The sequence below is a fragment of the Cohnella herbarum genome (genome assembly GCF_012849095.1).
Lineage (GTDB): Bacteria > Bacillota > Bacilli > Paenibacillales > Paenibacillaceae > Cohnella > Cohnella herbarum.
The window spans coordinates 4,129,718-4,150,387 of the sequence record NZ_CP051680.1 but is presented as its reverse complement, the minus strand read 5'-3'; the positions used below and the strand labels follow the sequence as shown (position 1 = coordinate 4,150,387).

General features: G+C 51.7%; 14 protein-coding genes. 8 read left to right on the top strand and 6 right to left on the bottom strand.

What is annotated here, in order from left to right:
• Positions 1 to 6 precede the first annotated feature (6 nt).
• The 4 genes from chrA to HH215_RS17680 all read right to left on the bottom strand — a co-directional run bounded on the left by chrA (position 7) and on the right by HH215_RS17680 (position 5,204).
• Positions 7 to 546, bottom strand: a complete 540-nt coding sequence (chrA, locus tag HH215_RS17695; protein WP_169281119.1) for a chromate efflux transporter ChrA — start codon at positions 544 to 546, stop codon at positions 7 to 9.
• Positions 543 to 1,148: a chromate efflux transporter ChrB gene (gene chrB / locus HH215_RS17690; protein WP_169281118.1), complete on the bottom strand. Its 606-nt coding sequence runs from the start codon at positions 1,146 to 1,148 to the stop codon at positions 543 to 545. The genes chrA and chrB overlap by 4 nt, the downstream gene beginning before the upstream one ends.
• 1 nt (position 1,149) lies before the next feature.
• Positions 1,150 to 1,602: a chromate efflux transcriptional regulator ChrS gene (gene chrS / locus HH215_RS17685; RefSeq protein WP_169281117.1), complete on the bottom strand. Its 453-nt coding sequence runs from the start codon at positions 1,600 to 1,602 to the stop codon at positions 1,150 to 1,152.
• 248 nt (positions 1,603 to 1,850) lie between these two features.
• On the bottom strand, positions 1,851 to 5,204 hold the full coding sequence (locus tag HH215_RS17680) for a DEAD/DEAH box helicase (RefSeq protein ID WP_169281116.1): 3,354 nt from the start codon (positions 5,202 to 5,204) through the stop codon (positions 1,851 to 1,853).
• 162 nt (positions 5,205 to 5,366) lie between these two features.
• Here HH215_RS17680 and HH215_RS17675 point away from each other — a divergent pair, with 162 nt between their 5' ends.
• A complete protein-coding gene (locus HH215_RS17675) occupies positions 5,367 to 8,105 on the top strand; it encodes a hypothetical protein (protein WP_169281115.1) in 2,739 nt (912 codons plus the stop codon).
• Between the two features lie 525 nt (positions 8,106 to 8,630).
• Here the strand turns inward: HH215_RS17675 and HH215_RS17670 are convergent.
• Together HH215_RS17670 and HH215_RS17665 are read right to left on the bottom strand one after the other, a co-directional pair.
• A complete protein-coding gene (locus HH215_RS17670; protein ID WP_254450521.1) occupies positions 8,631 to 8,951 on the bottom strand; it encodes an ArsR/SmtB family transcription factor in 321 nt (106 codons plus the stop codon).
• Between the two features lie 730 nt (positions 8,952 to 9,681).
• Entirely contained in the window at positions 9,682 to 10,842 is a 1,161-nt protein-coding gene (locus HH215_RS17665) for an ROK family transcriptional regulator (RefSeq protein ID WP_169281113.1), read from the bottom strand.
• A gap of 163 nt (positions 10,843 to 11,005) precedes the next feature.
• Here HH215_RS17665 and xylA point away from each other — a divergent pair, with 163 nt between their 5' ends.
• From xylA to HH215_RS17630, 7 genes are all read left to right on the top strand, one after another.
• Entirely contained in the window at positions 11,006 to 12,322 is a 1,317-nt protein-coding gene (gene xylA, locus HH215_RS17660) for a xylose isomerase (RefSeq protein WP_169281112.1), read from the top strand.
• A 94-nt stretch (positions 12,323 to 12,416) separates the two neighbouring features.
• Positions 12,417 to 13,913 carry a xylulokinase gene (gene xylB / locus HH215_RS17655; protein ID WP_169281111.1) on the top strand — a complete coding sequence of 499 codons (1,497 nt, stop codon included), beginning with the start codon at positions 12,417 to 12,419 and terminating at the stop codon, positions 13,911 to 13,913.
• 189 nt (positions 13,914 to 14,102) lie between these two features.
• On the top strand, positions 14,103 to 14,885 hold the full coding sequence (locus HH215_RS17650; RefSeq protein ID WP_169281110.1) for an ABC transporter ATP-binding protein: 783 nt from the start codon (positions 14,103 to 14,105) through the stop codon (positions 14,883 to 14,885).
• A complete protein-coding gene (locus HH215_RS17645; protein WP_169281109.1) occupies positions 14,882 to 16,180 on the top strand; it encodes an ABC transporter permease in 1,299 nt (432 codons plus the stop codon). The genes HH215_RS17650 and HH215_RS17645 overlap by 4 nt, the downstream gene beginning before the upstream one ends.
• 69 nt (positions 16,181 to 16,249) lie before the next feature.
• On the top strand, positions 16,250 to 16,624 hold the full coding sequence (locus HH215_RS17640; RefSeq protein ID WP_169281108.1) for a hypothetical protein: 375 nt from the start codon (positions 16,250 to 16,252) through the stop codon (positions 16,622 to 16,624).
• 641 nt (positions 16,625 to 17,265) lie between these two features.
• Positions 17,266 to 18,285: a LacI family DNA-binding transcriptional regulator gene (locus HH215_RS17635; RefSeq protein WP_169281107.1), complete on the top strand. Its 1,020-nt coding sequence runs from the start codon at positions 17,266 to 17,268 to the stop codon at positions 18,283 to 18,285.
• Positions 18,286 to 18,421: 136 nt separating this feature from the next.
• Positions 18,422 to 20,524: an amylo-alpha-1,6-glucosidase gene (locus HH215_RS17630; protein WP_169281106.1), complete on the top strand. Its 2,103-nt coding sequence runs from the start codon at positions 18,422 to 18,424 to the stop codon at positions 20,522 to 20,524.
• Positions 20,525 to 20,670 lie beyond the last annotated feature (146 nt).

Here is a 20,670-nt window from a genome sequence, read left to right as displayed (position 1 = left end):
GACGGATTAGATATAGGGAACGACAAGACCGCCGTAGATGAAGGCGCACAGGATAACGAAAGCGGGATGGATTTTGCGTTTCTCCATTGCCCACAACGCGATGGCCGCAATGATAATCGCTTGCCATAGGCCAAGGGAATCGACGGACGTCTTGCCCATTTGCCAGGTCAGAACGAGCATTAGAATAGCGATCACCGGCTGCACGAGCAACGTCATTCCTTTTACGACGGAGGACTGACGGTAACGTTGCATGATTCTGAGCAACACGATAAGAGCGACGGCGGAAGGGACTATCGTAGCCGCTAACGCAACGATTACTCCCAGGATACCCGCTACATCGTAACCTACGAATGCGGCGATTTTAGTGGCGATCGGTCCGGGAAGCGTGTTGCCCAAGGCAAGGATATTGGAGAATTGATGGTCCGAAGTCCATTGATAATGGGTGACGATCTCTTGATACATGAGCGGAATCGAAGCAGGGCCTCCGCCATATCCGAGAGCGTTCGAGAGGAAGAAACCGAGGATCAAGTCGATGATGTCATTCATGAGGCATCCCCTTCGGGTTTGTTGATTTTCGATTTGAGGCGGTCGACGAGTCGGTAATGGACGGTTCCATAGGCTAAGAACAACGTAATGACGATTGCCGGATGAATGGGCACGAGCTGAAGAAGGACGAACGATATTCCGCAGAACACGACGACCATGACTTTGCCGAGCCCCTTATAAGCTCTCTTGGCGAATTCGTAAGCCATCACGCCGAGCATAACGGAGATAACGGGCATGACGGCGACGATCATCCCCTGTACGACGGCCGAGTTGCTTAAGTACTCCACGAAGGCGAGCAAGAAGATCATAGCAACGGCGGAAGGCAAAATATGCGCAAGCACGGCGACAATCGAGCCTAGAATGCCTTTCTGTCGATAACCGAGATAAGCCGCCATCTTCGTGGCGATCGGACCGGGCAGCGCATTGGCGATGGCCAGAATCTCACCGAATTCGACGTCGTCCATCCACCGGTAACGGGTGACGGCCTCGTATCGGATCAGCGGGATGACGGATGGACCGCCGCCGTATCCGAGAATGCCCGTCTTGCTCATTGCCCATGCGAGTTGCGCGTATTGTCTATCGTTCGGCTTTGGGGCGCTCATATTATAACCTCATTCCCATACGGCTTTTATATCGGGTGATGAGAACCTGAGAGTCGACGCTTACGACGCCTTGGAGCTTATAAAGCTTGTCGTTCAGGAAAGTTTCCATCTCTTTATTGTTCGTAAACAAGCCGTGCATATGCAACTTGCTCGGACCGGTCATGTGATAGAGGCTGGTCACCGCAGGCTCGTCGGCAAGCGTATCCGCAACTTCTCTCAGGTATTTGGGCTCTACTTCCACATTAAAGAACGCGGACACGGTAATGCCGAGTTTCTCGGGGTTAATGACCGCGGTAAATCGTTCGATCACGCCTTCTTCCATGAGGGAATTGATTCGCGCTTGGATCGCTACGCGGGAGAGACCGATATCCTTGGCCAAATCCGTGTAGGAGATTCGTCCGTTGGCGTTTAAAGCTTTGATAATTTGACGGTCTATGTCATCTACTTCGTGCACGGTGCACCGCTCCTATCTATACTTCTTCTGAGTGGGATATTGAATGTTGGTTGGGTTTTTACAAAAGGAAATAATAAATTATAAATATATTTCGTTGTGTAATTATTTTATCAAATTATCTTTCTTAATCAACTGCTTGAGGCGGAAATTGTTTGCATGCTTATCTCATTGTGCGACATGAATAGAAACAATCTATACAAAAAAGCCATGAGCGCGGGCGGTTCGCGCGGCTCATGGCATTCGTGGCGTTATTGAAGCATTAGAATCTCGCGGATTTCATCCTCGGTCAAGGTAGACAAAGCCTCTTGCCCCGGTTGGATCACTTCGTCGATCAAGTTTTTCTTGCGTTGCTGCAGGGCGTACATTTTCTGTTCGACCGTGCCTTGCGTAATCAGTCTCAACACTTGTACGACGTTTTTCTGACCCATCCGGTGGGCGCGGTCGGCCGCCTGTTGTTCAACGGCGGGGTTCCACCATAGATCGTACAGGATGACGGTATCCGCACCGGTCAGGTTGAGTCCCGTGCCGCCGGCCTTCAAGGAGATGAGAAACAAATCCCGTTCGCCGTCGTTAAATCTGTTGCATAGCTCGACCCGTTCGGATGACGGGGTATGACCGTCCAAATAAAAGAGCGGTACGCCTTGATAACCAAGCTCGCGTCGGATCAGCCCCAGCATTTCCGTGAATTGAGAGAATACGAGCATTCTCTTGCCGGAGCTTCGGCATTCCTCCACGATCTCCATCAACTGCTCGAATTTCGCGGAACCGCCCTCGTAATCATCGACGAACAGCGCTGGATGACAGCAGAGCTGACGAAGCCGGGTTAAACCGGCCAATATTTTAATGCGGCTCTTCTGAAAGCCTTCTTCGTTCAAGTGCTTTAACGTTTCCTTCTGCAGTTTGGCTAGATAGGCCATGTAAAGCTTCTTCTGTTCCGGTAGCAGCTCGGAAGATTGTATGGACTCTATTTTTTCCGGAAGCTCCTTCAAGACGTCCGTCTTCAATCTCCTCAACAGGAAAGGGCGAATACGTTTCGCGACGGTTTCCCTGGTCAACTCGTTAAAGGTTCTGCGATCCTGGAACAGCTCGGGAAAGACCGCGTCGTAGATCGACCACAACTCCTCGATCGTGTTCTCCACGGGCGTCCCGGTGAGAGCGAAACGGAATCGCGCTTGGATTTCCTTCACGGCCTGCGCCGTCTGGGTGGCATGGTTCTTGAAAGCTTGGGCCTCGTCCAGGATAAGCGTATGAAAGGAAGGCTCGGCATACGACTCGACATCCCGACGCAGTAACGGATACGAAGTGATGACGACGTCCGTGTCGGATAATTGCCGAAGCGCGCGGCTTCGATCTTCCCTGCTGCCATCGGCGATCATTGTGCGGATTTCCGGAGCGAATTTCGACAGCTCGTTGTGCCAATTGTACATGAGGGACGCGGGACAAACGATAATCGCCGGGCGCTGTTCGTTTCGGATTTCGGGCAACATGGAGACGAGGTAAGCGATGCTTTGGAGCGTCTTACCTAAACCCATATCGTCTGCCAATATTCCTCCGAACCGATAATGGGCTAGCGTCCTCAGCCATTGATAGCCGTATTTCTGATAATCTCGCAGAACGGAATCCAAGTTAGCCGGTACAGGAAAATCCAAGTTGTCCGGATTTCGCATATTATCAAGCAGCTTACGGAACGATTTGCCAATCATAATGGCATTTCCTTGTTTGTCGGCATCCATCAAGTGCAGGCCGCGAACGATGGGGAGACGGAATTCGGATCCCCGCAAACCTCCTTTAGGGAGGCCGATCTCGTTCATAAACCGATTGATTTGCTGGAAATCGACGCTTTCGAGGGGCATCAACGCACCGTTAGGCAGTTTATAATACTTGCGTTTTTCCTCGATAGATTTCAGAAGATGGCGGATTTCCGTTTCGGGGACCCCTTCCAACTCGAATTTACAATCCAGCCAATCGGTCCGCTCGTCAACGTCGACCTTGATTTTCGGAGGAGCATGACCGACGAAGAGCCGGGCTTTCACCGCCGAAGTGGCGTATACCTGAAGCAGTTTCTCCAACTGCGGAATAATGCGATATAGGAATTCGTATTCATCGTCCTCGTCGTCCATGAGATATCCGCTCTCGGTTTTCGAAAATCGGCTTTGCTCCATGAGATCAAGGATTTGCCCTTCCTGCTCTCCGTCCCTCATGAGAATACGGTCGGTTCCCCGTCTATGCGCACTCCCTTCCAGCGGATTAATCAGAATATCGCCATAGTGGAATTCCAGCCCTGCCAGTAGCCGATCTCTAACGCGGTCTAAGTAAAGCTTCGCTTTTAACGGCGAACGTACGAGGCGCTCGGATACGTCCTGCGATATGCGAACGCTGCCCAGCTTCATGAGACCCGGAATCACTTGCTCCATAAAAGGCTCCATTTGTTCCGGCTGTATCGGTACTCGGCTTTGGCGCGAGGCATCCAGCATCTGCTTCAGCTCGGAAAGTCGCGCGCACTGCTCGTCCTTCAGCTTGATCAGCTTTCCTTCGGAGAGGACGAGCCCGTAAGCGTCCATAACGGTAATCCGATCCATCCCTCTCACTTCCAATCGATAGGAGCCATTATCGGCGTCCGTCTGATCTCGGTCAAAGTCGAATTGGAGTGGTACGGGTTCATCGGAAACGTGTACGCCCTCATAGGTTACGTTATCCTGCTCCATTTTGACGTTAGGAGCTTGAGCAAGTCGAGGGACAAGCGCATCCCACGAGGCAGGCGGGATCAGCAACATCCGATCGCCGCTCATGTGATTGGCATGCGCGGAATAGATGCTGGACGTTTCCCGGTACATTTTCTCGCTGCGATAGATTTCGATGAGTTGCGCGATAATGGCGTCATTGTCGGACGAGAAGCTATGCAGTGCCGGATCGTAAGCGAAGTGCTTCGAGAATTCGTACCGCTCTCTTCTATCGATTCGGTCTAGCCATTCTCTGATTTTCTTTACGACGTATAGTCGCTTATGGCCGACCTTGAGCTCGACGCCGAACATATATTTCCGGTAACCGTAGGGAAAAGGGCTGATCGTGAATTCCACGTCCACAATTTCCCTGGCGTCGTATAGGTGTTTAGCCCGGCTTAAACGGGTCGGTCTATTACCGAAAAGACCTAGCATTCCCGTGGCTAGCTCGATTTTCTCGCCGGTTAATCCTAGAGCCGATTGCGCCCTAGTCGTTGCAAACCTCGGGGTCAGAAACCCAGTTTGGGTTGCTTCCGCATTGCTGCCGTCCGACTGAAGCCGCGAAGAATAAGAACGATCCGGAGATTTGCCCGCGTTCTGGATATCGTGAATATTCAATAGGGCCGCGGCGATATGTTTGCAGTATTTGGGAGAAATATCGAACACCGGACAGTTGCATTGAGCGTCTACGTCCCCATTGTCGTCGATGAAGATTTTGATCCCATATTCGTTGTTTCCTTGAACCGTGGCACGATAAGTTGAACGATCCGAGTCGAAATCCGTGATCGTCACTTTGCCGGCCCGATAGTCGATTTCTCCTCTTTCATAGGAAAACGGTCCGCACAACAATTTGATGACCCGTTTCGTTAATTGAAAGCTCATTGCGTGATCCTGCCTTTGGATTGCATATTTGTTCACGATTCAGAATCGATATATTTTCTATGATAACAGAATTGATCGATAAGTATCGACCGGGCTTCATTTGGAATTATCTAGGAAACTTTATGGGATGAAATTCGTCTAATAGGTAAAAGGGGTGTGCGGATGAAGAAAAGACGCAGAATGTTACAGGGTGCGATTGCGTTGGCTATAGTCGTAATTCTAGTGCTGGCTGTTGTCATTCGATATGAAAAAGAAGAAAAGGAACCGAGTGTTGCTGCGGTAGCGGATCCGACAGATGTGCTCCAATCGGTGCCGGATCGTTGGGCGGAGATCAGCCAATGGAGAATGGCAAGCCCATCGTTCGAAACGAATGCGGACACGCCGTTGATTTTATATAGGAATGAGCAAAACAAGCAGGTCGTGTTTGTGCGGCAGGGCTCGATCTTCTTCGAAACTGTCGAGGGGGAAGAGGGCGCTCCGCTTATTAAGTTATCGGGACAACAGGCCTTCTACTGGGTGAATGGAGACAATCTGCTGATCGGAGTTACGTTAAAGCCGGACAATCCGGAAAGTTATTTGCGCGGAAAATGGTATGCGCTTCGAATGCAGGAGGAGACGAAACCAACGGTAATTGAAGTTGAGAATGCTTTTCAGGATCCGGAGAGCGTATTGTCGGTATCGATTGCGGACAATCCCGAGTTATTCGTGCTCGCGATAGCGGACGATGTTAAGCGTTACCGGGAATACGTATATCGGCCAGGTTATAATGAGCTCCTCCCAATAAACATGGAGACGGGGAAGGGGGGAGAGGCGGCTTATGATCGTTTTATCGAACAAAGACCTAGCGCGGCAGGGAAGCCGCTCGCCTTTCGGAAAGTGACGTCCGCTCAAGACGGATCCGGCGAAACGCTTCGATCATTGGAGGATGAGAGAGGTACGATCATCGTAGCGACGTGGGGGAGCGATAATCAAGGTTACATGAGATATCCAGGTTACCGGGCGGAGCGTCTGGTCTGGAAAACGGATGTGCTGGGCCAGCGCCACCCGTTCGTTTTGTTGAACAGCGGTGACAACGATCACAACGGTGACAAGGTCGGGCAACGAATGCTTTCTTTTCCGTTCAATGGTTCGGTTTCCGTGCTGGAAGCGGATGAAGAGTTACTTGACGAGAATTGGCGGATGGTGGATTTTCGTAGTTTCTATAGAGAAAGCGAGGGAACAATAGATACCATACGTTACGTCATGACCGGGGTACGTTATGAATCGGCTATCGTAAGGCGTCATTTTAACTCCGAATTGCCGCTTGTTCGGGAGGAGGGAGGATTGCTGACTTTCCGGGATTCGACCGGGATGAGCCGCTCGTTATCGGTATTTGATCTGCTCTTCAGTTCAGGAGAATTGAACCAGATGTGGCTCGGACAGTCGGTGAGCTTAGCCGAATTCGAGGATGAAAGCTTGGAGAGCAGGCCAACGATTAAAGAAAAGCTGCCGCAGAAAATACTGGATATCGCTTGGGGAGAAACCAATGTACCGGAAGAGGTACAGAAGGCTATGACTACCGCGGACAGCTCTGGGGAAAATTGCGTGTTCAATTGCGATCCCGACTATTGGGCTCAATTGCAAATCCGTTCGATTGACGGGGTATGGTACGTTCTGAAGGAAAAGCAATTATATCGTCTCGACGGCGATGGATTCAAATTGGTCGGTGAATTGCCTGTTACGCTGCAGCTAACGATCGGGGAAGGGGCGAACGGTTATACGGCACAGGATTACATCCGTGCGGATGGGAGTTGGTATATAGCGGATACTTTCGCGGATCGGGTTATTCGGTTGACGGATAAGTTTGAAATCGACGGAGTATTGGAGATGCCAATGCCTACCCGTTTACACGCGGATGAAGACGGTAAATTAAAGATAGAAAGCTTGAAGGGCTCGACTACGGTGGGGCTGGAGAAACTGAATATTGTTTTACAGTCGCCTGTACCTACGATTGACGGTGGAAAGAGATCCGGGGAGGGGACCGAGGTCGATGCTGCTAGCTATTATGAAGATACCGTTACGGGCAATGAGTGGATAGCCGCGTTTAACGGTAACGTGTTCATGGTATCTAAGCAGGGGAATCGAACGAAGCTTTTGCGGCATTTTATCGGGTATCCCGAGAATGGGAGGACGATTTCCAAAATTTTACCTTATGGCAAGGACATCTTCGTGTTGTTGGAGAATCGAATGGTTCGGTTCGCTAACAATGGGCAATGGAAGGAGACGATCTCATTTTACGAGGCTCCGGGCGTCTGTAACGTTTGGGCTGATGGGGAGGGTAGCTATGCCTATGATGCCAAGCAGGGGTTGGCGTATTTGGTGCACGGCTGCAGCATATACGAAATCGATCTGCAAAGGGGAACGGGGCAGCCGATTTTTACCCAAGAGGAAGCTAGATTCGGTAAACTGGCGGAGTATGGCGGGAACGTATATTTTAGCGTCGAGGGGAGCGCGGGTACTTATTCGATGGTGCCTTATCCTTATTCGAACGTGCTGGTCGCCCTTGATAAAGCGAGCGGCAACGTTACCCGGTATCGATTGGATAAAGGTTGGGTGAGCGAGAGATTAGCTGGGGATGGGGAAGGAGCCCGAAGTGAGGTCGGCGGAAAAGGGATGGGAACAGGGACGGGAACAGGGGCGGGAGCAGGAGGTAGGGGGAGCGAGAGATTAGCTGAGGATGGGGATGGGAATGGAACTGGAAGTGAGGTCGGCGGAAAAGGAACAAGAGGTACGGGGAGCAATGGAGCAGCATTCCTATGGTTCGCGTATAAGTCCTATTCCGGCGTAGTTGCCGAAAATCAAGCCCAAGCCGCCACCTTGGATTTAAGCCAAATCGCGACGGAGGCCTTAATGGTACCTTGAATAGCATCGACTCTGAGCAGAAATGGAGCAATAGTGCCGGAAAGTAAAGCTACAGAGCCAACCGGGCAAAGATGAGGCAATAGTGCCGAAAAGTAACACTACAGTGCTGAATCCTAGCATAGATGAAGCCCTTGTGCCGGAAAGTAACCTTCATGATGTGACCATCGCCGCCACGAATGAAAATGGGCGAAATCGAGCAGGGAGGTACTTTGGGCGGAAATAGAGCGGATACGCCGCTTTAAATCGAGCAGGGAGGCACTTTGGGCGGAAATAGAGCGGATACGCCGCTTTAAATCGAGCAGGGAGGCGCTTTGGGCGGAAATAGAGCGGCTTCGCCGCTTTAAATCGAGCAGGGAGGCACCGTGGGAGGAAATAGAGCGGCTACGCCGCTTTAAATCGAGCAGGGAGGCACCGTGGGAGGAAATAGAGCGGCTACGCCGCTTTAAATCGAGTAGGGAGCCACCGTGGGAGGAAATAGAGCGGCTACGCCGCTTTAAATCGAGCAGGGAGGCGCTTTGGGAGGAGTTAGTTACGGCCGGTCAAACTCGATAGCGAACGAAGGCGCTCTTTGCGGCCGGGTAGCTGTGATAGGAAGATGCGGAGATCGGGAAAGTCGTTCAAATTCAACGAGTAGAATACCCATTGCCCGCGTTTGTTTTCTCTAACTAGTCCGGCGCTCCTTAGTTTACGCAGATGTTGACTAGCGTTCGGCTGACTCGTACCTAACAGTTCAACGATATCTCCGACGCACAAATCTCGTTCCTGCAGCAGACCCAGTATAGCCAATCTCGTCCGATCGCCCAGTAATTTCAGCAGTTCCGCCATTTCAGCTAACTTATCGTTCATCGTTCCGACCTCTCTCTCCATGCGGAATAATAGCCAGTATTTAGAAGTGAATTCGTATATAACTATATAACAATTTATAGCATAAATAACTAATGAGATAAAGGCTGAAGAGCTAGAAATCGGGTTTACGGAGTGAATTTGCGGAAACAGCTCCGCGAGCGAAAATAACCCGGCCTAGCCGGGCTAAAAGAGCGAAAACAGGCACGCGAGCGAAAATAACCCGGCCTAGCCGGGCTAAATGAGAGAAAACAGGCACGCGAGCGAAAATAACCCGGCCTAGCCGGGCTAAATGAGAGAAAACAGGCACGCGAGCGAAAATAACCCGGCCTAGCCGGGCTAAAAGAGCGAAAACAGGAACGCGAGTGGAAATAACCCGACCCGGTCGGGCTAAAAGAGCGAAAACAGGCACGCGAGTGAAATTAACCCGGCCTAGCCGGGCTAAAAGAGCGAAAACAGGCACGCGAGCGAAATTAACCCGGCCTAGCCGGGCTAAAAGAGCGAAAACAAGCCCGCGAGCGAAAATAACCCGACCCAGTCGGGCTAAAAGAGCGAAAACAGGAACGCGAGCGGAAATAACCCGACCCAGTCGGGCTAAAAGAGCGAAAACAATCCCGCGAGCGGAAATAACCCGACCTAGCCGGGCTAAAAGAGCGAAAACAAGCCCGCGAGCGGAAATAACCCGACCCGGTCGGGCTAATACTCCGCGCTAGAAGCACTCACGCAGCCGATCTTAAGTCGCCTTGACCCGGGTGAAGAAGCCGGCGATGGCGACTTCTGCGGCTCCCATCATTGAGGAGCGTTCGCCCAGCTCGGCGAACAGAAGCTGCACCTTGCGCAAATGAAACCCAAGCGCGCGCTGAACGACCGTTTGGCGCAGGATACCCTCCAACCATGGGCGGGCTTGGCTCATTCGGTTGCCGATGACGACGGCATCGGGATTAAACACGTTGACGATGTTCGCGATGCCGATGCCCAAGTATTCGCCGATCCCCGAGAAGAGGTCGAGCACGTCTTGCCGTCCCGCCGAGGCAGCGGACAGCAACGCCTCCAAGTCCTCGAAGCCGAGGTCGGCAGCCTGCTCGAGCAACGCTTGCTCGGAGGCGTACATTTCCCAGCAGCCGCGGTTCCCGCACGTGCAGTTTTTGCCGTGCGCTTCGACGGATAGATGGCCCATTTCGCCGGAAAAGCCGGATGCGCCCTTGTAAAGAGACTTCTGCAGAATTAGACCTGTACCGATGCCGATCCCGACGCTGACGTAGATCAAGTTGTTGATGCTGCGGCCGGCTCCGTATTTCTGTTCCCCGAGCGCGCCCATGTTTGCCTCGTTGTCAATGGTGACCGGCAGGGCAAAACGTTCGGTCAACAAGCGTTGCAGCGGAACGTCACGCCATTTGAGGTTAGGGGCGAACAGGATCGTCCCCTTATCGTCGACGAGTCCCGGGACTCCGACTCCGATGCCGATAATGCCGTACGAACTAGCCGGCGCTTCTCCCATAAGCGTCTCAATGCAACCGCACAGTTGTTCCACGGCGACCTCCGGCTCCGGATGACGAAGGGAGGAGGTACGCTCCGCAACGAGGTTCCCCCGCAAGTCCGTTAACACTCCGCGGATATAGTTAACGCCTAGATCGACGCCGATCGCATAGCCCGACGTCGCGATGAATTCCAGCATAACGGGCTTGCGTCCGCCGCTGGATTGTCCCGTGCCAATCTCTTTGACCAACGAGCCGTCGATCAGATCTTGGACGAGACTGGAAACGGTCGCCTTGTTCAGCCCCGATTGTTCGGAGATTTGCGCACGGGAAAGCGGCGCCCCCCGCAAAATATATTCCAACACGATAGCCGTGTTAATTCGTTTGATTAGAGCTTGATCTCCTGTGGGTGTCGACATATTCTCGAAGCGACTCCTTATTAATAAGCTGCTGACGATTTGTATATATCATAACACAAAAAGGTTTAATAAACTTAGTTTATTGGATAGACAAACTAAGTTCAGGCATGATATGCTGTTGTCAGTTAAATAATTGATATCGCTTACAGGGAGGCTAATTCTAATGAGCAAGTTTATCAATGTTCCTAAGATTCAATACGAAGGACGCGATTCTAAAAATCCTTTCGCGTTTAAGCACTACAACTCGCAGGAAATCGTATTCGGCAAAACGATGGAGGAGCACCTCCGCTTCGCGGTCGCATACTGGCATACATTCAACGCGAACGGATCGGATCCGTTCGGCGCAGGCACGGCGGTTCGCAGTTGGGACTCTTTGTCCCCGCTGGATAAAGCGAAAGCTCGCGTAGAAGCTAACTTCGAGCTTCTCGAGAAATTAAACGTTCCCTTTTACGCGTTCCATGATGCGGATATCGCTCCGGAAGGCGCTACGTTGGCCGAGACGAACAAGAATCTCGACATTATCGTGGCTATGTTGAAGGATTATCAGAAATCGACGGGCAAGAAGCTGCTCTGGAACACGGTTAACTTGTTCACGAATCCGCGTTACGTTCATGGCGCCAGCACGACGAGCAATGCCGAAGTATTCGCATATGCCGCAGCAACGCTGAAGAAGGGACTAGAAGTCGGTAAAGAGCTAGGCGCCGAGAACTATGTATTCTGGGGCGGTCGCGAAGGATACGAATCGCTGCTGAACACGGACTTGAAGCTGGAACTCGACAACCTGGGACGGTTCTTGCACATGGCGGTCGATTACGCTCAAGAAATCGGCTTCGACGCGCAATTCCTGATCGAGCCTAAACCGAAAGAGCCTTCCAAACACCAATACGATTTCGATTCCGCTACGGCAATCGCATTCTTGCAAAGCTACGGCTTGAAGGATAAGTTCAAGCTTAACATCGAAGCGAACCACGCCACGCTTGCCGGTCATACGTTCGAGCATGAGCTGCGTACGGCGCGCATTAACGGCATGCTGGGTTCCATCGACGCCAACCAAGGCGATATGCTGCTCGGATGGGATACGGACGAGTTCCCGACGGATCTCGTTGCAACGACGCTTGCGATGTTCGAAATTCTTAAGAACGAGGGCGGAATCGGTCGCGGCGGAGTAAACTTCGATGCGAAGGTACGTCGTTCTTCCTTCGAGGACGAGGATTTGTTCTTCTCCCACATCGCCGGAATGGACACGTATGCCCGCGGCTTGAAAGCAGCCGCGAAGCTGATCGAAGAGCGCGTGCTTGACGATATCGTCGACAACCGTTACCGGAGCTTTAAAGAAGGCATCGGCGCCGAGATCGTTTCCGGCAGAGCGACGTTGAAATCGCTGGAAGCTTATGTTCTCCAAGCTCAGCCTATCCGCAACGAATCCGGTCGTTTGGAACAAATCAAAGCGACGTTGAACGATGTTATTTTCAGCGTATAATAAGACGACTCGGATAATACGGCTTTAGAGGCATAGCCATTCCGCCCCCCGGAAGGAACCGGCGGGGCGGATTTTCATATGAGGAGGAACCCCCATGAAATATGTCATTGGCGTGGATTTGGGAACGAGCGCGGTGAAGACGCTGCTTATCGGACAAGACGGATCGGTGAAAGCGGAGGCGACCCGGGAATATCCTTTATATCATGAGAAGTCCGGTTGGAGCGAGCAGGATCCCGAGGATTGGGTAACCGGCACGACGGGTTCGCTTCAAGATTTGCTTGCGAGTTCGAAAGTAAATGCTGCCGATATCGAGGGAATCAGCTTTTCCGGGCAAATGCACGGCTTAGTCCTCCTCGACGAGAATAACGAACCCGTCCGCAAGGCGATTCTGTGGAATGACACGCGCACGACCGATCAGTGCCGGGAAATCGAAAGCAAGCTCGGGGATAAGCTTCTGTCGGTTACCCGCAATCCCGCGCTAGAAGGTTTTACATTGCCTAAAATTCTATGGGTGAAACAGAACGAACCGGACGTATACCAGCGCGCGACTCAATTTTTGCTGCCGAAAGACTATCTCCGTTTACGCCTGACGGGTTCCTCCCATATGGACCTTTCGGATGCCGCGGGAACCTTAATGCTCGACGTTGCGGGCAAACATTGGAGCGCGGAAGTACTGACGGCATTCGGCATTCCTTCCGTTTTCTGTCCTCCTCTCGTAGAAGCGGGAGCATACGTGGGCAACATCTCGGCGGAAGCTTCCCGCGCGACAGGTTTATCTAGCGAGACTAAGGTGTTCGCGGGCGGAGCGGACAATGCATGCGGCGCGATCGGCGCGGGCATTCTGTCCCCCGGACTTACGTTGTGCAGTATCGGAACATCCGGCGTTATTCTTACTTATGAAGCCGATGCTTCCGCCGATTATCAAGGCAAGGTGCACTTCTTCAATCACGGCAAGGAAAACGCGTTCTACGCGATGGGAGTCACTCTTGCCGCGGGATATTCGTTAAGCTGGTTCCGCAACGCGTTCGGCAAAGGAGAATCGTTCGATGCTCTGCTTGAGGGCGTAGGCGACATTCCGGCGGGCTCGGAAGGTCTTCTATTTATGCCTTACATCGTGGGAGAGCGTACTCCGCACGCCGACGCGAAAATTCGCGGCAGTTTTATCGGGATCGACGGAAGCCATACGCGGGCGCACTTCGCGCGTGCGGTAATGGAGGGGATTACGTTTTCTTTGAACGAATCCATCGATATGTTCCGCGCGGCAGGCAAAACCGTAGACACCATCGTCTCGATCGGCGGCGGCGCGAAAAATCCGTTATGGCTGCAGATGCAAGCCGATATATTCCGCGCGAACGTCGTGTCCCTTGAGAACGAACAGGGACCCGGACTCGGGGCGGCCATGCTCGCGGCAGTCGGAAGCGGTTGGTTCCCGACGTTGGACGAGTGCGGGGAAATCTTCGTGAAGCATGCGCGCACTTACCGGCCGAACGAAGCGGCTAGCGAGCGGTACGAGCAGCTATTCCGCATCTATCAGCAGGTGTATGGATCCACGAAGGAGATTAACCATTCCTTGCACGCTTTCCGAAAGTAGATTTATCGGATAAAATGATTTTAGGATCAGGGGTGCCTCCCTTTTCCGCGAAGCCTCCGCATTTCCCGGCCGGTAACCGGGAAGGAGGCTTTTTCAACTTTTCAGCATAAACGGACCTAATTTCCACTATGTGGAACCATCAAGTTAAAATATTCGTATTAGGGGTAGTCAAGCGAGGGGGACGATAGATTGGATACTTTTACTGCGGGTTCCGGGAAAGCGCCGTTATTTCAAGCGGATATAGAAGAAGCCGGTTATGAACCCGGAAATCCGATCGTCAGGGAAGTCATCTTAACGGTAAATACTGGAGAGAGAGTCGGTCTGTTAGGGCCGAACGGTGCCGGCAAGAGTACTCTTATGAAAGGGTTGCTTGGCCAACTCCCTCACTGGAAAGGGAAAATCGCTTGGAACGGTGAGGAAGAAAGAAACTCCGTCGAAGGCGATACGTCTGCGCGAATCGCTTATATTCCCGAGCATCCGATCCTATACGAACGATTGACGCTGTGGGAACATCTCGTTCTCGTCGCGGCGGCAGGGAGTATACCGGAACAGCTTTTCCGCGAAAGGGCGGACAAGCTGTTGCGAAGATTCAGGCTGCATGCCTACAAGCATGAGTATCCCTTCCGATTTTCCAAAGGAATGCAGCAGAAAACAATGCTCATTATCGGTTTCTTGCTGCAACCGGAGCTTTACTTGGTGGACGAGCCGTTCATCGGATTGGATCCCGGTGCCGTGATGGAATTACTGGACGCGTTGGATGAGGAGAGAAGTCGCGGAGCCGCGGTTTTGCTAACGACGCACGTGCTTGATTCGGCTGAACGATTGTGCGATCGATTCGTTCTTGTTCACGATGGGGGAGTAGCGGCCTCCGGCACGCTCGAGGATATTAGAGCGCAATCGGAATGCGGACCGGAAGCGAGATTGTTCGATTGTTTTCACAAGCTTACCTATTACGATGAGGCACGATTATGAATCAACTGACGCGCGCGGATGCGTTCGATCCACAACGATACGATCCTGTTCCCTTATTCATGGAACGAATGTCGGCTCACTGGCTAGCCATCTGGAGAGCATGGCGGACGGTAATGGACTGGGCAACCTGGCTCTATGTGCTGCTTCCCGGACTATTCATTTTCGTAGGCATGTATCGGGATCTGTTGCGAGATCCTCCGAAACAACTGGATGGAAGTTTAGCGGCCTTGTTTATCGTTATCCTTGCGTTCTTGCAATTAATCGGAAAGTACAGAACTTTCGCGGAGCCGGGAGACGGGTTGTTTCTTCATCGCAGAGCAAAATGGGTTCAAGGCAAGCTAGTTAGCGGATTTATATACGGTTTAGCAACTCGTTTATTGATTTCTTCCTGCTTTATCGCCATTGGCTCGCCGCTCTTGTTGCAAGTATTCGAGCTGAAGGGCAACTTCTTAATTATACTGGTCGTCTATGCATCGATTACCGGTTTCGCGTGGGTGTTGTGGAAAGACCGACTGACGCAATCGTGGAAAGGCTGGAGAAGAACGCTCGTCTTGACGGCGAGTATTCTCGTTTTTCTTTTCGTTTTTGTTTGGATCGCGTTATTGGGAAAAGAGAACTTAGTCGTACTTGGGCTAGCTTCAGTGTTAGCAGCGGGAATCGTAGGCTGGCAAATACGCTTGCGTCTGCGGATGCAGGGGACTTTCCTGCATGAAGTAGCCGTAGAACATGCCATCTATATCGCTAACGTGAAATGGATCCTTAAGGAGACGATGGACAAGAAACCCGTCCCGATGTTGCGAAAGCCGATGCTGTTCAGCCGGTCACAACCGCTAGTGAAGCATAAGGATGACACGCATAGGCTGCTCGATAGTTGGTTTAAGTCGGCTTTACGGCGAACGGATTTGTTAACGCCGCTTCTCTATTTCACGGGCGCGGGGGTCGCCGCGATAAGCTTGCCGCCGGTTCTATTGGCAATCGTAGTCTGGTTGGTATTGCCGATGCTCCTGCTTAGCATGCTGCACAGGCAATGGTCTCGCTGGTTGACCGAGCCCTATATCGCATTGTTCAAATGGCGCCCCGAGATGCTTGATCAAGCTTCAAGCCAGGCAAGAGTAAGGGGCGCAGTTCCTTCAATGACTCTATGGGCTCTTATAGTCGCAGGGAGAATAGGGCTTAACTATGGAGGAATCGCATGGCTAGCCCTCGCGATTGCGCCCATAGCGGGTTACTTCTGGCTTAAGTTCATTAACGACATATTTACGTCCGTTAACATCTATCGCCGCAAATCGGAATAATCCGGAGGCCCTATTGGAAAACCTATGCGGGATTGGATGCGTTGATCGTACTTGGAGAGGATGAGTTCGATGAAACATGCCGCCCTGATGTTCCAGTTTCCGGATGAGAATCAGGCGAGATTGGCTGGAGATACGCTAATGGAATTGGGGTATGAACCGCAGCTTCATGAGGAAGGGCGGCTGCATATTCATGTTCAGGACGAGGATTTAACTTCCGCGCTCGAGATCGTGCAATGTTATGCGGGGCAATTGATGGAGCATGCGCCGGCTGAAGTCGTCGACGTGACCGACCAAGCCTACGGCATGGACGCCATTCCGATCCCGGCGCATACCGTCAACGAGGATTGGGAAGAGGGCTATCAGGTGGCAAGCTCCGCAACGGATGAGCAAGAGGCGGGCTTCTCAACGGATGACGGTTCATACAACCATTTCAAAGCGACCTGATTTATTTTGCGGGACAAGTTTTTGTTGAAGCCCTTCTGCCGGAAGGGCTTTTTTGCGCATTTCCGTTCACCCGACATTCCTAGGATGGCGATAGCCATTTATGCTTGGCCATTCAGAATTTATATGTTTCACAGAATTCATAGTTGAAGCATCTTCGATTTGAACGTTCACCCGACATCGATTAATAACTGTGGTTAACTGGTCTTTTGCAGCCTGCAACAATCGATTGTTATTATTCTAACGGCGGCCAGCGCCGCTATTTCGTCGAAAATGAGTGTTCTGAAATTGTAACTGAACTGCACGCCGCTATGTATGTTCAACAGCCATCTTTTCGCTGGAAAACACATAAATAAGAGCGCACAGCTCCGTTAGAATTTGAAAAGTGCCTTTTTGAGCAGAATAGCGGCCGCTGGTTCCGTTAGGCTGAAACGTAAGTAGTGAACGTTGAATGCTAAGTTATTCCTAATGTGATTCCCCTATATATCCAATCCGCTATGGGGTAACTAAGGACGACAGGCGTTTTTATTGTTTTTCGTATTTTGAAATGACGCAGGTTCGAAAAGGCGCATAAAAATGCGCTTGCAATATGATCGCTCTCTGCTTTATAATGAACCCGAAACGTTTTGGAAAGGTGTCTGCAGATGGCTACCATTAAAGATATTGCTAAAAAAGCGGGTGTATCCGTCACCACGGTTTCCAGAGCACTCAACGGTTACGATGATGTTAACGAGGATACTCGTAAGAAAATCAAACAGGTCGCGTTGGAGTTATCCTACAGTCCGAATGCCGTGGCTAGGAGTTTGGTATCCAAGAAAACGCGCACGATCGGCCTTATTATTTCCGATATCAACCGTGCCGGCGCGAAAGACGCGTTTGCATACGAAGTCCTCTGCGGGATTAACGACCGCGCCGGAGACTTAAACTACGATTTGTTATTATTCAGCACTAATCCGTCCAAACAGATGGAGAAGTCCTATACGGCGCTTTGCAAGGAAAGGAACGTAGAAGGAGCGATCCTATCGGGATTGCGTCTTGACGACCCTTATTTGCAGGAGGTCATAGAGCAGAATTCGTTTCCTTGCGTGCTGATCGATATTCCTAAAACCGGAGAAAACGTTGCCCACGTTACGTCCGATAGCCGCCTAGGAGCGGTGATGGCCGTCCGGCACCTATTGGAGAACGGACATCGGCATATCGCGATGATCAATGGCCACAATCAGGCATTCGTCAGCCAAGAACGGTTCGAAGGGTACAAAGAAGCGCTAGAGCAATACGGGGAATCGGCGGATGAAGGGCTTGTTTACGACGGAAAATTTTCCGAAGACGGCGGAGCGGAAGCGATGTATCAAATTTTGATACGCAATCCCGGCGTAACGGCGGTCTTTTGCGCCAGCGATCTAATGGCGCTAGGCGCGATGCGGACGCTAGAGCGTATGGGGCGTAAAGTGCCGGACGACGTTTCGATCATCGGATTCGACGATATTACCATTTCCGCTTATTGTTCTCCTAAGCTGACTACGATCAGGCAGGATAAATACGAGCTTGGTTATCAGGCTGCCCAATTGCTGATCGATATGCTTGAGAACAGAACGGACAACCGCAAGCTGCTTCTAAACAACCAATTGATCATCAGGGAAAGCACGCGTCGTCTGCAAGAGTAGCAGCGAGCTTTTCTTTTGAAAATTTCCGAAACGTTTCGGATTTTTATTTTGTTGAATGCCGAAACGTTTCGGATAAATAAAAACGCAAAAAGAAACAGATAATAGACAAATTCAGTCACAGGATGGGGAAAACGATATGAACTACAGAGTAATCAAAAACAACGACGTTTTTCTAATGACGGATCATCACGGCGATATCCGGGGAAACAGCGCTGAGGGCGGTCTTTATATGAAGGATACCCGCTTTCTTAGCAAACTGGAGATCACTCTGAACGGTAAACGCCCTTTGCTCCTCTCTTCCGCCGCCGATGAGAATTTCGTTGCCCGCATACGGTTGACGAACGAGCATGATGAAACGGACGGAGAGGTCAAGCTATGGAGGGAATCGGTAGAACTGATCCGGGAACGTTTTATCTACGGAGAAGTATTGTACGAAACGCTCTCCATGACCAACTACTCCACTAAAGCACTGAATTTCGACGTAGGCGCCGCTTTCGACGCGGATTTCAGCGATATGTTCCTCATCCGGGGGTTTCAACCTGCGGAAGAGCTCGGAAAAGTGACGGAACGGAACATGAACAAGAAGGAATGGCATGCTGCTTATCAAGGCGTTGACGGTATTCGAAGAGACACTCGCATCGTATGGGATACGGAAGCCGATTCCATGAGCGAACAAGGGGAAGTCAACTTCGCGATAAGCTTGCAGCCGACGGAAGTGAAGAAGATTACGTTCACGGTCATTCCTTCGCTAGAAGGAAAACATCCGGTCGTGATTCCGCGCGAAGAAGCGATTGCCGAACTGCAGCGCACCTATGAGAGCTGGAACGAGAACGCTACGAAAGTGCTAAGTGATTCCAAGGTGTTAAACGGATTGTTCGATCGCGGGGTTCAAGATTTGCGGGTGCTGCTCACGGATTTCGGCTATGGACTGTTCCCGGTGGCGGGACTGCCGTGGTATGCCGTACCGTTCGGCAGGGATAGCTTGATCGCCGCCTTGCAGATGCTGCCGCTGATTCCGGACGTTGCCCGCGGCACTCTCGAGATGATGGCCGCTTACCAAGGAACGGACGTCAATCCTTGGAAAGACGAGCAACCGGGCAAAATCATGCACGAGCTGCGCAACGGAGAATTAGCCCGTTCCGGCCAGGTTCCGTTTGCCCCTTATTACGGAAGCATCGATTCGACGCCATTGTTCATTTTGTTGGCGGCGGAATACGCTCACTGGACGGGAGACACCGATACGATCGCCAAGCTTCTGCCCAATATTGAGAAAGCTTTGGAATGGATTAAGGGATACGGCGATCGCGACAAGGATGGTTGGGTAGAATACTATCAAGAATCGTCTAAAGGGATCGCCAACCAAGGGTGGAAAGATTCCGCCGATTCCGTCGTGCATGAGAGCGGAGAGTTCGCCGCGGCGCCGATAGCCTTGGTAGAAGTACAAGGATACGTGTATCAAGCGAAGCTCCGGCTTGCTCCGATTCTCGAACGGTTGGGCCGCAACGATATGGCGCAGCAACTTAGAGAAGAAGCGGAACGCCTCAAGCAAGCTTTCGATGGCGCCTTCTGGATGCCGGAAGAGAAGTTCTATGCCATTGCGCTGGATGCTAACAAAGATCAAGTTCGATCCGTCACTTCCAATCCCGGTCATTTGCTCATGAGCCACCTTGTCCCGGAGGACAAAGCACGGCTTGTGGCGCAAAGACTGGTGGCGGAAGATATGTTCGGAGGCTACGGCATTCGTACGATGTCCACCGGTTCCACCGGTTACAACCCTATGAGTTATCACGATGGAAGCGTCTGGCCGCACGACAACTCCATGACGTTGATCGGCATGAGCCGGTTAGGCTTCAAGGAAGAAGCGGCGACCGTCGTTTCCGGAATGTTGAATGCCGCCGAACACTTCGAGTATTACCGCTTGCCGGAGCTTTACTGCGGTTATGACGAATCCGTAGGCTACCCGGTATCTTACCCGGTTGCGTGTTCTCCGCAAGCGTGGGCCGCCGGAACTTCCATCGTATTGATTCAATCGATGCTCGGATTACAGCCCGACGCGTTGGCCCGGTCCATTCGGTTGGATCCGTTCCTGCCGGAAGGAATCAACCATTTGACCGTAACGGATCTGCCGGTAGCCGATGGCAGAATCTCGGTCGAACTCAAGCGCGACCATGGTTCCGAGCCGCTTCGGGTAGAAATACTCGACAATAGCAGCGGGTGCTCCATCGAGATCATCGGTTAACCCGCGCGCCACCCAAACTCGAATTGAGCGGGATAAGAAATCGCATTTTGCTGACCCTATAGCCGGAAGGTACCGCCGGTTCAATCATCGTCGGCATATGCGATTTCTTACGACCGTTTAATTATATAAACAAATAAAAGGGAGGA

Coding starts and splice junctions, on each gene's coding strand:
- chrA (WP_169281119.1), bottom strand. CDS start 546: ATGAATGACATCATCGACTTGATCCTCGGTTTCTTCCTCTCGAACGCT.
- chrB (WP_169281118.1), bottom strand. CDS start 1,148: ATGAGCGCCCCAAAGCCGAACGATAGACAATACGCGCAACTCGCATGG.
- HH215_RS17680 (WP_169281116.1), bottom strand. CDS start 5,204: ATGAGCTTTCAATTAACGAAACGGGTCATCAAATTGTTGTGCGGACCG.
- HH215_RS17675 (WP_169281115.1), top strand. CDS start 5,367: ATGAAGAAAAGACGCAGAATGTTACAGGGTGCGATTGCGTTGGCTATA.
- HH215_RS17670 (WP_254450521.1), bottom strand. CDS start 8,951: ATGAACGATAAGTTAGCTGAAATGGCGGAACTGCTGAAATTACTGGGC.
- HH215_RS17665 (WP_169281113.1), bottom strand. CDS start 10,842: ATGTCGACACCCACAGGAGATCAAGCTCTAATCAAACGAATTAACACG.
- xylA (WP_169281112.1), top strand. CDS start 11,006: ATGAGCAAGTTTATCAATGTTCCTAAGATTCAATACGAAGGACGCGAT.
- xylB (WP_169281111.1), top strand. CDS start 12,417: ATGAAATATGTCATTGGCGTGGATTTGGGAACGAGCGCGGTGAAGACG.
- HH215_RS17645 (WP_169281109.1), top strand. CDS start 14,882: ATGAATCAACTGACGCGCGCGGATGCGTTCGATCCACAACGATACGAT.
- HH215_RS17640 (WP_169281108.1), top strand. CDS start 16,250: ATGAAACATGCCGCCCTGATGTTCCAGTTTCCGGATGAGAATCAGGCG.
- HH215_RS17635 (WP_169281107.1), top strand. CDS start 17,266: ATGGCTACCATTAAAGATATTGCTAAAAAAGCGGGTGTATCCGTCACC.
- HH215_RS17630 (WP_169281106.1), top strand. CDS start 18,422: ATGAACTACAGAGTAATCAAAAACAACGACGTTTTTCTAATGACGGAT.